A 14,636-nucleotide genomic window follows, 5' to 3' on the forward strand; every position below is an offset into this window, starting at 1 on the left:
TTTAAATAGACCAAGGGCCTCTCATTGGTTGGTGAATTAATCTATTTGCGGCGTCGTCATTAATAAATTGCTCATTTTGGGAGTCATATTTTAGTGATCTGTTCAGTCGCAATGCTGCTAATCCCATGTTGACCAATGTACAAGAACGGTGTCCATTGATTTCATTCAGTGCAAACTTTTCTCTTGTGCGAACGGATTCCAAGAAGTCAGTAATCTGTGGTGCAGGTTCAGGATACTGTGCAAGTTTTCTCTCCAAATCTGGTATATCTGATTGAAACCCTCTATATAATTTACCTTTTGGACCTTCAATATAGGCTGCCTTTTCATCTTTCGCTTCACCGTCTAAAATGATCTGACAACCATCGGCATAGGTAAATGTAATTCGTCTCCATGTGCCCACGGCATCCGGATGTTGCTGCGGAGCATCAACGTCGACGGTAATCGGGCTTTCGTTGTCTTTGCCTAAGAAGTATTGAACAGGATCCATATAATGTTGCCCCATATCTCCTAGACCACCACCATCATAATCCCAATATCCTCTAAAAGTGGTATGTACGCGGTGTTTATTGTAAGGCTTGTATGGCGCCGGACCTAACCAAAAATCGTAGTCAAGTTCAGCCGGTACTTTCTCCTCTGGTAAATTTTCCTTTCCTACCCAATAGAACTTCCAGTCAAAGCCGGTATGTTTGCTTATCGTAACTTTCAAAGGCCAACCTAACATGCCAGTATCAACTAATTTTTTGATTTTGCTTACTGGAACATTCATTCCATAAAAATCATCCTTGAAACGAAACCAGGTATTTAAACGGAAGATATTGCCATGTTGTGCAATGGCTTCTTTCACTTTTTTACCTTCACCGATAGTACGTGTCATTGGTTTTTCACACCAGATATCTTTTCCTGCTTTTGCCGCTTCGATGGACATTAGTCCATGCCAATGTGGCGGAGTAGCAATATGCACAATATCTACTTCCGGAGATTTAATCAACTCCCTAAAGTCATGGTATTCCTTCACACCACCGCCTAAGTCTGCTTGTGCTGCCGCTAGATGGGTTTTGTCCACATCACAAATGGCTACTGTTTTAGTCCCGGCGTAGCCAAAGTGTCCACGGCCCATATTGCCGACACCAATTACACCTTTGGTTAGATGGTCGCTCGGAGCAAGATAGCCCTGTCCTCCGAGTACAAAGCGTGGTACAATAGAAAATGCCGCAGCACCGACCACGGATTTTTTTATGAAATCACGCCTTGATGAATTCTGTTCTTTCATTTTGGTTGGATTAGTTGTTTTATAATTGATCCACTATTAGGCTGTTAAAAATAACGGCATTGGATATTTAATCTTAAAAATAGATAAAAAACTGATAAATGTAAACTGATAACTAAAATTTTACGTATTGTTTATTTGTGTTTTGTTAAAAAATAACAAAAGAGCACTATTGAATTCATTTCTTTCATATATAGCTATCCCAATATTGCCTATGCTGTGTTGTTTTATCTACTAAATTGTTACATTTCAGTGTGGTAGCTATTCGATGTGGTGGACAGAAAAGGACTCGAATCTCGATTTTCCTCAATCGTTTTCGTAAAAGAGGCTTGATTTCAGGAGAATAATCCAGCATCTTTATGGTCGCTCTGATAGCATTGAATCCTAATGATGAATCTAAGAATACTGTTTTTACTCGTTTGCATCCTATGCCAGCCATTTGGAGGATCAGCTCAATATAGAATTCCAGTGTTGGGCCATACGATTTATGAAGGTGTGTTTACTGGAAATGGTCTCCTGGGAACGATGACCTACTTAGCTGGTAAGAATTCGATGCGTGTGGATATTGGAAGAACTGATATTTATGACCATCGAGCGAATTCGGCCGATAAATTGTTTGATCAGGCGCGTATGTCGTTAGGTCATTTTGAATTGGCATTAGAAAGCCCGATTGTGCAGGCACAAGGAGAAATTCATTTAAAAGACGCCTATGCTGAGGCGAAAGTCGGCACAGACCAAGGGATGGTGAGAATTCGGACGACCACCTTATCAAATGACAACATTATTTTGCTAGAGGTATTTAAAAAAGATTTTAACGGGAATTACCAGCTTACATGGAAGCCCGACGAAGCCATCAGTCCAAGGATGGGATTCAGCTATACGCAAAAACCGAAAAACTATCCGACAAATCCAAAAGGAAGTTTTGGCACGCAAGGCGAAACAAAATATTTTGATCAGCCTCTTCTAGCTGGTGGAGGGTATGTGACGGCTTATTGTGGCCGATCCACCAAAGAAGTGGATACCTATTTAATTACCGTAGATTATAACCAGCAGGGAACCGCTTACGTCAAAAAGGCGATCAATTATGTTCAGAATTTTAATGAACAAAAGTTAACGAAGGGACTGGCATCCCATCGTAAGTGGTGGACAGACTATTTTGCAGCATCTACACTGGAGCTGCCAGATACGGTTTACCAGCAGTTTTATGATATGCAACTGTATAAGCTTGCCAGTGCAACAAGGTCAGATAAACCCGCTATGGATTTACAGGGACCCTGGACAAGTCCAACTCCTTGGCCAGCGTACTGGCTTAATCTTAATATGCAACTTGCTTATTCTCCTGTTTTCAAAGCGAACCAGCTCGGTATTGCAAACTCGTTGATTCAGATGATTGATCGGAATAAAGATAATTTAAGACAAAATGTTCCCGAGCCTTATCGCTATAACAGTTTGGCTGTAGGCCGCTCCTCGGGGCCAAGCTTATGGAGTCCTGTTCTTCTGGCAAAAAATGTTTCATTGGATGCGGCTTCCGATGGAGAAAAGGAGCTAGGGAATCTCGTATGGCTGTTGTATAGTTATTATCAATATTATCGAGCGACCCTGTCGCAGGAAGTATATGATCGTTTATTTCCGCTACTGAAGGAAGCGATAAATTATCATTTGCACTTATTGGAAAAAAATCAAGCAGGAAAATACCATATCGGTGTGAAAACCTATTCACCAGAATATTCAAAAGGGTATGCTTATGATACAAATTATGATCTTTCTATTTTCAAATGGGGGCTCAAGACGCTTATTGAGCTGGATCAAGAAAGAGGCGGCAAGGATAAACTTCACGCTGTCTGGAAAGACGTATTGGCCAACTTGATTGATTATCCACAAGATGTCGATGGCTTTATGATCGCAAAAGATCTTCCCTATGGCGAATCGCATCGTCACTATTCGCATCTAATGATGATTTATCCTTTTTACGATATAAACTGGGATCAGGTAAATAATCAATCTCTTATTGAGCGCTCTATTGCACATTGGCAGGGCAAAAAGCAATTGTTGCAGGGCTATTCATTTACGGGGGCTGCCTCTATGTATGCCATGATGGGAAGAGGAGACTCGGCTTTGGCTTCGCTGGATGTGCTATTGCAGAAATATATTAAAGCCAATACACTATATGCTGAAAGCGGTCCGGTGATAGAAACCCCACTGGCAGCGATGGCCAGTATTCAAGAATTGTGTATGCAGTATTGGAATGGTGTATTACGCGTGTTTCCTGCTATTCCTCATAAATGGAAGAATGTTTCCTTTACCAATTTTTTGACAGATGGTGGAAATCTCGTATCAGCAGAGCGGAAAGATGGAAAAACAGCCAGCATCCGGATCAAAAGTCAATATGGAGGTCGTCTACGTCTAAAATCCGATATCGGAATACCAGAGGTAGAGATACAAGGAAAAGGTACGTTTGATATAAGGAAAGACGGAATAATTGATCTGAATCTTGATAAGGGGGCAATCGCTTTGATTAGTGTACATTGATAAAAGGTAAGTTAAAGAAACTACGGTGAGGAAACTGAATATTTAAGCTCCGTGAGTCAATTGATTAATATTCCTCGATCAATTGAAATAAAGAAAAAGAGCGGATTATTTAGGTATAGAATTAAAGCGCTAATGCGCTGACCAAATAAAAATAAAAGACTAGAAAATAATGAAATTAAAACAACTTTCCGTGTTATTATTGGCCATTTTGGGTACTTCGACTGTCGTTCAGGCGCAAACGGCAAAACCGAATCTATCCAAAGCGTTTATTCAGCAGCAGCTAGATGCTGCAGCGAAGCAAATCAAAGTCCTGGTAAACGAAACTCCGACAGAAAAGTTTCCAAAAACTTTCGAAAATGGCAAAGAGGTATTTTCTTCGTCGAGCTGGTGGTGCTCGGGGTTTTATCCAGGAACATTGTTGTATTTATATGAAGGTACCAAAGATGAAGGGCTATTAAAGAAAGCAACCGAGAAATTGACCTATCTAGAAAAAGAAAAGAACAACAAGGGTACACATGATTTAGGGTTTATGTTATTCTGTAGTTTTGGAAACGCACTGCGTCTCACGGGTGATAACCAAAAGTATGGTCCAGTACTCAGCACCGGCGCCAATTCCCTGGCATCTCGCTATAGTCCAACTACCAAAACGATCCGTTCTTGGGATCACGGATCATGGCAGTATCCGGTTATAATCGATAATATGATGAACCTGGAGTTTTTGACACAGGTGTCTAAAATGACTGGAGATAAGAAATTCTATGATATTGCGGTATCGCACGCTGAAACAACCTTGAAAAATCACTTTAGAAAAGATTATAGTTCATACCATGTAATCGATTATGATAAAAACACAGGTAAGGCCATTGGTAAAAAGACCCACCAAGGCGCATTTGATGAATCGGCATGGTCAAGAGGACAAGGATGGGCGCTGTATGGTTATACCATGATGTATCGCGAGACAAAGAAGAAAGACTTTTTGAAGCAGGCCCAGCAAATCGCGAAATATATCTTAAACAATCCGAATCTGCCTGCTGATCTGGTTCCCTACTGGGATTTTGATAAAGATAAAATTGCGCAGTCAGATAAAATGTATCCGAATAAGGATCTACGAGATGTGTCTGCGGCGGCACTATATGCATCAGCTTTGTTAGAGCTCTCACAATATACAAAAGGAAGCGAAGCCCTAAATTATTTTGAAAAAGCAGAAACGATTCTTAAAAACCTGTCCAAGGCCCCTTATCTGGCACCTTATGGTCAAAATGGAGGTTATATCTTACAACATAGCGTTGGAGCGCTACCGTTAAATTCGGAAATCGATGTGCCGTTGACCTATGCCGATTACTATTATGTGGAGGCCCTGGTCCGATACCAACGCTTATTGGCGGGCGAACCAATGATTAAAGAGATTGCTAAATAAGGTTGTCAATAGTTAAAAGCTTATTTTAGCGGGACCAGATCGTTTAAAAAATGATTTGTTTTAAGTAAGACTCAAACTTGATTAAAAACGTTGTTAAAACTAAAAGACAGAGGTGGCATAGCCACCTCTGTCTTTTCATTGGGGCTTACGGAGTTTATTGGGTCTTATAGAGACCACAATTCGATATAGCAGGGTTTAGCTACTTTGATTAGGCGTCGCGATCTGTTCCGATGGGTTGTATCCAAACTGTTTTTTAAATTCCTTACTGAAGTATTTCCTGTCAGAAAAGCCCACTGCATAAGCAACTTCACTGATATTCATGGTCGATGTCAGTAATTCTCTTGCTTTGTTTAACCTATACGTTTTGACATAATTATTGAGTGATAAATTGGATATGGCCTTCAGTTTACGATAGAGAATTGGAGCGCTCATTCCCATTGTTCGCGCTATAAAATTGACATCAAAGCCATCTGACTGAATATTTTCTTCGATCAACTCATTTAGGGATGAGATAAATTGCGCATCAAGTTCATTGTCGAATGAAGCTGTTTTGACCTGAAATTCTCTACTTTTTTTCTGGCTGATAGCCAAGAGATTTTGAGCAGACAGGAATAATTGTTTATTGTCGAAGGGTTTTGTCAAATAGATATTGGCGCCCAGTTCTAGTGCTAAGGTTTGTGAATGGCTATCGGTTATGGCCGTCAGCAAAATGAATGGAATGTGGCTTGTTACCATATTTGTTTTAATGGCCTGACACAATTGAGCACCGTCCATGTAAGGCATCATGAGGTCTGAAATAATCAGATCAGGGATATATTCCAATGCCTTGGAAAGAGCCTCTTCACCATTGTTTGCTGTAATGATCGTGTAGGTATCATGAAACAGATTGACAACTGTTGCTAATAATTCTTTATTGTCTTCTACAATTAAAATCGTCTGTTGCAAGGAGCTGTCGAATGTGCCTGGTCTGGATATGCTAATGTCTTCTGTTTCCTTTCCAAGGAGGCCTATTGCTTGCGGTTCTACTTTCTCGCCAGCTTGTTTCGGTAAGGTTACCGTAAATACCGTCCATTTTCCTTTTTCATCGTCCTGTGAAAAACAACGAATGTCTCCCTTGTGTTGCAGTACAATTTGTTTGGTAAGTGCCAATCCAATGCCTGTGCCGATCGCATCATTAGCTTGTTCTTCACGATAGTATTCTTCAAATATTTTAAACTGATTGTCTGTAGCAATGCCAATGCCGTTATCAACTATGTTTATGGAAAACGAGTCATCGCTTTCGATCAACTCCAGGTAAACTGTACCATAATCTGGTGTGTATTTGATAGCATTGGACAGTAGATTAAACATCACTTTATCAAATTGCACGGTATCGATGGATTGTAATCCTACTGCATCCAACTGACGTATATAATAGTTGAGATGTTTTGTTTTGGCAAGGTCATTCAGTAAGTAGAACGTATCTTCTATGTATTCCCTAAAAGAGATGTCGGTTTTCTTCAGTACAAAGTGTTTATCATCGAATTTTTTAAAGTCCAGCAACTCGTTGATTACACCAAGCAGTTTACTGGCATTCTTTTTTATCCGTTTTACTTTGTTTTGTGTAGAAGTCAGATTGGCCGTTTCGGAGATAATTTCGTCTAATGGAGCTGTAATCAACGTCAACGGTGTGCGAATTTCGTGCGATATCTGTGTGAAGAATTTTATTTTCTTTTCCTGTTCCCGTTCTGAATTGATCAACATCTCACGTTCGACAACAAACTTGATGACAAAATGTACACCCAAGGTGAACAAGCCCGCATACAACAGATAGGCCCACCAGGTTCTCCAAAAGGGAGGTTTAATATCGATATTGATCCGTAGGGGGATACTGCTCCAAATGCCATCGTTGTTACTGGCGAATATGGTCAAAGTATGCATTCCGACCGGAATATTGGTATAGCGTATTGAGGGAGTACTAGTTTCAACCCAATCCTTGTCAAAACCATCGAGCTTGTATCGGTATCTATTCTTTTGTGGTTTGATGAAATTAGAACCTGAGAAATTAATCGTAACAAAGTTTTCATCATGTCGGAGTTTGAGCTGATAGCTATTGGGATCTGTTGTTTTCTGAAGCCGTCCGTAGTTCAATGGTGACTCTTCGAGAAAGATATTTCGGAAGAGTACCTCGGGTATAGTCTGATTGAAGATTATTTTTCGGGTATCTAGGGCAACTACACCATTGAGTGTCGTGACGAACAGTGTTCCCGTTTGGCTGGCAAAGACTTTGGCTCCAAGTAGATTTTTGACCGGTAAACCGTCATATTGATTCAGGAGGTAACTATGTTTTGTTTTGGGATTATAGCATATTAGTCCATTTTTACTGGTAAGCCATACCTGATTGTTCACAAAGATGGGCCAGCCTAATGAGTTGTTTGGAAAGCGAGATACCTTGGTTAATTGATCATGCTGGTCAAAATGATATAAGTATTCTTTGGATGTCAGCCAGATGTCCCCATTCGGCTGAACATAAAACCCACCTAGCGTCAATGTGTCCAGTTGTTTTAATGGTTTTATGTTTGATTCATTCGGTTTTTTGCGAAAAAGTGTACCTCCGCTGAGAAAATAAGTATGCTGTTTATTATCGGCTTGGATATCATCAATTGTACCTGTTTTTAAGGCAGCGTTATATGCTGCAGGCTTTCCGGGATCGACGATGTAAAGCCCTTTATTGGTTCCGAGGTAAATGCGATGTACGGGATCTACGTAAATGCTATAAATATTGTTTTTGAGATTCAGGAGATCTTTTTCAAGGTAAAAGTGTTGTGTGTTTCCAGATTGTGCATCGATAATGGAATAACCACCGCCATACTGTGCTGCATAAATTTTGTTATCTCTAACGTATAGATCCTTGATCAGATTTGACTGGGTTAATTTAGACAAAGGAGAGGTCGTTTCTGTTCTTTTGTCAATTTTGTTGATTCCTTCTTCTTCTGTTCCAATCCAAAACGCATTTTCTGACTCTGCAAAACTGCCAGTGATATCGCTATTGAGGCTGAGACCTGGACGCGAACGCGTTGAATAATGCTGTATGGGGATCAGATCGGGGTAGATGGCATTGATTCCTCCAAAATAAGTTCCTATCCAGGTGATCTGTTGTCGATCAATAAAAATATCATAGATGGAGTTTTGACTCAATGAGTTTTTGACGGAGGTATTATGTTTATAGTTTAAGAAATGTGGTGCCCCATTAAAGATGGAGAGCCCTTTTAGTGTACCAATCAGTAGGTCTCCTTGTTTAGTTGGGACAATTTTCCGGATGTTATTGCTGAGCAGATTACTATTTGTTTCTGTTAGGTTATTCCATTTTTTATCAACGAAGTTGTATTGGAATATTCCATGCAATTTTGTGCCAACCCACAGGATATTTTTATGAAGATACATTGTGCTGAAAATCTGCTCTTTTAAAGGCAGGGGAGATGCTATAAGATTCTGGTTCGTAGAAATTTGATTATTTTTCAATGAAAAAGACGTTATGCCATCCATGCTCGCCATGATATAGGTTTCAGGTCCTGTCTGAATAATCGATTGTACCCGGGATTGGTTAATGAGTTTTTTGAGATTGTAGGTACCCGCTGTGGGGATAGCCTGATAGAGCCCTTTGTCGGTGCACAGAAATATTTTGTCTGAAAGGAACTGAATGTCGGCGACAGCAATTTTTTCTTGAAAAGGTTTTCCCTGTTTAAATACCGCTTTGCGTTTGTCGATATCGAAAATGAATAATTGCGTTGCTGTAGCAATAAAAAGGTCATTGTTTGCGTTGATGGCAATCTTGTTAATGTAATCTACCTTTTTAAATACCGTATCCTGTACGAGAATATTAGTGATATTCTGGGAGTCGTATACAAAAAGGTTGGCTCCGCCGCCGAACCAAAGTTTACCTTGTTTATCCTGAGCAATTGTTAATACCGCCTGTTTATCCAATACGTTCTCCTGGCTTAATGTCTCAAATTTTAAATTCTGGGCATGACAAAGGGAAATGATGGATATCAACAGCAGAAATTGTCGCGATAAAATAGGTAGTATGCTCATGGTTATGGGGTATTTGTGTCAAATTTAAGATTTTACCCCCAAATATTTATGAATTTCACCCCTCTTAATTTGCTCATAAACTCATCTTTGACCTATTAAACAACCAATTTTTATTATAAAACTAATTTCCTAAAGTATGGCAAAGTTTTACAAAGTTGGACTGTCTGCTATGATGATGTTTACTGTGGGTGCGGGTATGGCACAACAGAAAATTTCAATTACGGGGCGGATTACAGACAGTCAGGGAGCACCTTTATCGGGTGTAACGATTCGAGAAAAGGGCGGAAGTGTTTCTACTTCTACAAATGCTAATGGTACCTATTCATTGTCTGTTGGCTCCAATGCGACTATCGTAGTTTCTTACATCGGTTATCAAAATCAAGAAGTTGTTGTCAATGGGCGTAGTGTCGTCAATGTAACTATGGACGGTACAAGTTCGGTAATTGATGAGGTTGTTGTGGTGGGGTACGGAAAGCAGAAAAAGGAAAAGCTTTTGGGGTCTGTCAGTACAATTGATGCAAAGCAAATTGAAAATAGACCTGTCACAAATGTTTCTACGGCATTAAGTGGTGTTGCTGCTGGTGTACAGGTAAAACAAGGGACTGGTCGACCAGGCGCCGATGGCGCTACTATTCGCGTACGTGGTATCGGTACAATGAACAATGCTGAAGCATTGGTTGTTATTGATGGAATTGTTGGAACAATGGATGCGGTAAATCCAAATGACATTGAAACAATTTCTGTTTTGAAAGATGCGTCTTCTGCTTCAATCTATGGTACACGTGCGGCAAACGGGGTTATATTAATCACAACTAAAAAAGGTAAGGCAAATCAAAAGACTCAATTGACTTATTCAGGAATTCTTTCCAAGACCAAACCGATGGGAACACCTGAGTTTGTGTCGGATTACGTACGTCACATGGAGTTAATGAATGAAGGAACCTTCAATCTGGGAAAACCGAATAAGTATGCTGAATCTACCATAGAGCAGTGGCGAAAAGCAAATGTGGATCCAAATGGTGTTATGGCTCCTTCGGGTTTGCCAAATTATATTGCTTATCCAAATACAGATTGGACAGATTGGATCTATAATTCGAGCTGGCTTCAGAGTCATAATATATCCGCAACTGGGGGATCGGAGTCTACCAATTATATGATTTCCGGACGGATTTTGGACAATCCAGGTATTATGCAAAACACTGGCGCCAAAAAGTATGAATTAAGAACGAATCTGAGCACTAAAATTGGAGACCGTTTAACAATTGGGACAAACACTTTTGCATCAACAGAAGATCGGAAAAAAGCAAACGTTGATAATCTGTATAATTTCTTAAGGCAGTCAACCCCGGGTGTATATCCGATGTATGATGGGAAATTTGGAGGAGCGGTAGCCGCTGAAGAGTCCGTTCAATTGAACAATCTGATGCAGTATCTTTATGAACCTCAGGGAATGGATAAAGTATCAAATTTTAACTCCACTATTTTTGCCAATGTTAAAATTATTAAAGGATTAACTTTTGAAACCAAATTCAACTATCTGACACGCTTCAGAGAGCAGACCGGCAGCAGTATTCCTGTAGATAAGTATAATTTTGCGACTGGTGCAATTGTTTTCCCTGCCGGTGTGGCAGCTAATCTTACGCTTTCTCAAAGCTATGAAAATCTTCGTACGTTGACTTTTGACAATGTGCTCCGTTATGAAACAACTATAGGTAAGCATAATATAGGCGCATTATTGGGGCATAATGAGTTCCAAACCAAATGGTACACGTTCTCTGCATCAAAAAGAGGAGTTATCGATCCAACAATTTCTAATATCAGTACAGCAAATGAAATGAATAGCATTGATGGTAACGAATATGAAACCAGTATGCGGTCTTTCTTTGGACGGGTGAATTATGACTTTGATGGAAAATATCTGGTAGAATTCAATTTGCGTCGAGATGCATCCTCCAAATTCGGAAAAGATAAACAGGTCGGTTATTTTCCTTCTGTAGGTTTGGGCTGGTTGCTTTCTAAAGAATCGTTTATGAAAGGTTTAGATCCTTATGTTCAGAACGTTAAGTTGCGCGGATCTTGGGGTAAATTGGGGAATGACCGAAATAACGGGGATCCAAACAGTGAGAATTATTTCCCGGCACTTGCTTTTTATGGAAATGTAGGTTATTCCTACGGCGGGTCACAAGTGAGTGGTTTGGAACGGAGCAAATTTGGAAATAGGATGTTAGCTTGGGAAGAAAGTGAAAATAAAGAGGTGGGACTTGAATTCTCTACTTTCAAGAATAAGGCTTATGTCGAGGTGAATTACTATAACAAACTAACCTCCGGAATATTGGTTCCTGAACAATTGCCGCTAACAACCGGCAATACTTCGGCTCCAATTGTCAACTCGGCGGCTATGCGTAATAGTGGTATAGAACTCAATCTGACTTGGAAGGATAAAATAGGTGAAGTGAGCTACAATATCGGTGGTAATTTTGCTTACAATAAAAGCCGGGTGACCAAACTTAAAGGCCAGTTGGTAAGAGGTTGGAATGATGTCAATGGTACGAATAGCTACAGTACCAATATTGGACAGGTATCCAATGCTGTTGGTACAAACCAACGTAATTTGGAAGGACATACATATAGAGAGTTTTATGTAAGACAGCGCTATAAAGGGGATGGTAGTTACTATTCTAGTGATGGATCTGTGAACCCGAATGGTGGACCACGGGATGGTATGATCCGTACCGAAGCGGATTATAAATGGGCTCAGGATATGAAAACGGCTGGTTATAGTTTTTCTCCAGTAAATACTTTGGGTAAAGAACAACTTTATTATGGTGATTTTCTTTATGCAGATTTAAATGGAGATAAGATCTATGGCAATGAGAACGATCTTGATTTCACAGGAACCTCCGATATTCCGAAATATATTTATGGATTTAATCTGGGATTTTCCTATAAAGGGTTTGATCTGCAAATGCTGTGGTCTGGTGAAGGTAAATTGCAATACTATTGGAATGATGAAGGTTATAGCAACAACATTGTTCGTGACGGAAATGGTATTTCAAAACGTGTGGCAGATGACCATTATTTTTATGATCCTGCTAATCCGAGCGACTCCCGTACAAATCTGACCGGATCTTATGCGCGCTTAAAATATAACGGCGAAACTATCAATAACGTAGCGAACAACTATTACCTCTATGATGCAGACTTCATTAAATTGAGGAATTTGCAAATCGGTTATACATTTAATAATAGGCTTACCGAACGTCTGCATGTACGTAATCTACGCGTATACTTCTCTGGTGAGAATCTATTGATGTTTACAAAATTCCCTGGAGCTGATCCAGAAATCGGAGCTGGAGCTAAGTATCCAACGATGAAACAATATGCATTCGGTTTGAATTTTGGATTCTAATACTAAGAACAAATGAAGAAAATAATAACTATAGGTATGCGAAGATTATTTACGCATTACAAACAATATAATAAGTGCTTGGGGCGCATATCCATGTTGGCTATCGTTTTAGGGACAATGGGCTCCTGTAAAAAGGATTTATTGGATATCACATCAAACACGCAAGTCCCTGAGGATAAAATGTGGACAACAGATAACTACACCGATCTTGGTGTAAATGGAGTTTATCAGGCATTGCGTTTTGGATATTCAACCGGCGGAACAAATAATCGTGAACTTTACCAATATGATCGTCTATCCAATACGCTGATACCTAGGGGAGGTGATCCCTTGTTGAATGCTACCGCCAATACTTCAACAGGACTTTTTGCCGATGTCTGGAAGGAGTTATATGAAAGTGTACATCGTTCAAATGATGCCATTTATGGAATAAGTAACATTTCTCCTTCTGCACCTGAGAAGAAAGCACGTCTGTTGGCGGAAGTGAAATTTTTAAGAGCATTTTATTACTACAGATTAAATCAACTGTATAGAGGGGTGCCTATATATGACGCTCCGATAAATTACAATGAGGCTACTAAACCTAGAAATACTGAAAAAGAGGTTTGGGATTTTATACTAAAAGATCTGAGTGATTGTATTGCAGAAACTAATTTGCCAACTAAATTTCCGGCTGGAAGTAAAGATTTTGGCCGTATCACGAAGTCTGCTGCCTATGCGTTGCGTGGTAAAGTGTATATGTATCTGCAGGACTGGGATAAGGCGATAGCAGATTTTCAGGCGGTTAAAGATGCAGGTCATCAACTATTTTCAGATTATAAGACCCTGTTCACCGCCGCCAACGAAAAATCTGACGAGATGATTTTTTCCATTCAGAACATTGCATTAGATAATTATGGATCGACCATGCAATTCTATTTTGGTAGCCGTTCAGCGTTTGGTTCCAATTGGGATAGCTATTTGGTTAGTCCGGATTTTGTGGACTTATACGAGAACAAAGATGGCAGTAAATTTAACTGGGATGATGTAATCCCGGGCTATAACGCTATGGCACCAGCGAAGAGAGAAATCTATTTCATACGTGACAATGTACAGCAAGTAGCGCAGGCCAATAACAAACCCGCTAAATACACAGATTTGATCGATCCAAAACGAGGACTTGATTTTGGGCTGTATCTGCCAAATGGAAATGAGGCCCGGTTAAAGAAAGCCTTCGAAAACCGAGATCCACGATTAAGTGCCAATGTCATTTTACCCTACTCTACTTTTGTAGGAATGAATGGTACGTCAGATCAAACGTTCACGTCTAGATGGCCACATATTGAGCAATTAAACAATGTTTTTGACCTAAGGACGGATATTGAAAGTCAGTTTTTCTACCTGCCGCGTAAATTTGTATATGAAGGCGGGAAACCTCCTATTCCAAGCAGGGTTGCAGGTGATATTGATTATCCGGTGATACGTTACGCAGATGTGTTATTATTATGGGCCGAAGCTTTAAATGAAAAAGGACAGACAGGACCTGCCGTCGATAAAGTGAATGAGGTTCGCGCTCGTGCTAAAGTAGGGCTGTTGAATAGCTCTGCAGCGACGACTGTGAGCGGTAAGGCCGATCTAACTAGCCGAATTCGTAACGAACGTAGGAGAGAGCTATTTGGAGAAGGTGTTATCTATTTTGATGAGTTAAGGTGGAGATCCTGGAAGGAGCAGGTATTTAGTGGTAACGCTGGGAACAAACAACCTTGGGGTGCTATTGTAGATAAATATACCTATTTAGGAGATCAGCTTTATACATGGCCTATCCCTGAATTGGAAAGACAACGAAATACCAGTTTAACACAAAATACAGGTTGGTAAAAGAAAACTAAATGACTTCCCACGTAAAGAAGTTGTTATCAATCGCTCACGCAATCGTTTGCTAGAGCGATTGATTTTTTTTGATT

The 14,636-nt window shown here is 40.0% G+C and carries 6 protein-coding genes; 4 read left to right on the top strand and 2 right to left on the bottom strand.

Annotated features, from left to right (window positions below; genetic code table 11):
* Nucleotide 1: 1 nt before the first annotated feature.
* Nucleotides 2-1,270, bottom strand: coding sequence for a Gfo/Idh/MocA family oxidoreductase (locus tag ACLCDV_RS02370; protein WP_411972841.1), 1,269 nt, complete (start codon nucleotides 1,268-1,270; stop codon nucleotides 2-4).
* 384 nt (nucleotides 1,271-1,654) lie between these two features.
* Between ACLCDV_RS02370 and ACLCDV_RS02375 the strand changes: the two genes are divergently transcribed.
* A complete protein-coding gene (locus tag ACLCDV_RS02375) occupies nucleotides 1,655-3,796 on the top strand; it encodes a glycosyl hydrolase family 95 catalytic domain-containing protein (protein WP_411972842.1) in 2,142 nt (713 codons plus the stop codon).
* Nucleotides 3,797-3,965: 169 nt separating this feature from the next.
* On the top strand, nucleotides 3,966-5,213 hold the full coding sequence (locus tag ACLCDV_RS02380; protein WP_411972843.1) for a glycoside hydrolase family 88 protein: 1,248 nt from the start codon (nucleotides 3,966-3,968) through the stop codon (nucleotides 5,211-5,213).
* A 195-nt stretch (nucleotides 5,214-5,408) separates the two neighbouring features.
* Here ACLCDV_RS02380 and ACLCDV_RS02385 read toward each other — a convergent pair whose 3' ends face one another.
* Complete coding sequence (locus ACLCDV_RS02385) at nucleotides 5,409-9,284, bottom strand: ATP-binding protein (RefSeq protein WP_317668572.1); 3,876 nt, start codon at nucleotides 9,282-9,284, stop codon at nucleotides 5,409-5,411.
* Nucleotides 9,285-9,420: 136 nt separating this feature from the next.
* Between ACLCDV_RS02385 and ACLCDV_RS02390 the strand changes: the two genes are divergently transcribed.
* Together ACLCDV_RS02390 and ACLCDV_RS02395 are read left to right on the top strand one after the other, a co-directional pair.
* The gene (locus ACLCDV_RS02390) at nucleotides 9,421-12,693 is read left to right on the top strand and encodes a TonB-dependent receptor (protein ID WP_317668571.1); all 3,273 of its coding nucleotides are present in this window, start codon (nucleotides 9,421-9,423) and stop codon (nucleotides 12,691-12,693) included.
* Between the two features lie 12 nt (nucleotides 12,694-12,705).
* Nucleotides 12,706-14,550, top strand: a complete 1,845-nt coding sequence (locus ACLCDV_RS02395; RefSeq protein WP_317668570.1) for a RagB/SusD family nutrient uptake outer membrane protein — start codon at nucleotides 12,706-12,708, stop codon at nucleotides 14,548-14,550.
* Nucleotides 14,551-14,636: the final 86 nt, after the last annotated feature.

The organism is Sphingobacterium sp. Lzh-3 (assembly GCF_046764375.1).
Taxonomy (GTDB): domain Bacteria; phylum Bacteroidota; class Bacteroidia; order Sphingobacteriales; family Sphingobacteriaceae; genus Sphingobacterium.

Coding starts and splice junctions, on each gene's coding strand:
- ACLCDV_RS02385 (WP_317668572.1), bottom strand. CDS start 9,284: ATGAGCATACTACCTATTTTATCGCGACAATTTCTGCTGTTGATATCC.
- ACLCDV_RS02370 (WP_411972841.1), bottom strand. CDS start 1,270: ATGAAAGAACAGAATTCATCAAGGCGTGATTTCATAAAAAAATCCGTG.
- ACLCDV_RS02395 (WP_317668570.1), top strand. CDS start 12,706: ATGAAGAAAATAATAACTATAGGTATGCGAAGATTATTTACGCATTAC.
- ACLCDV_RS02375 (WP_411972842.1), top strand. CDS start 1,655: ATGATGAATCTAAGAATACTGTTTTTACTCGTTTGCATCCTATGCCAG.
- ACLCDV_RS02390 (WP_317668571.1), top strand. CDS start 9,421: ATGGCAAAGTTTTACAAAGTTGGACTGTCTGCTATGATGATGTTTACT.
- ACLCDV_RS02380 (WP_411972843.1), top strand. CDS start 3,966: ATGAAATTAAAACAACTTTCCGTGTTATTATTGGCCATTTTGGGTACT.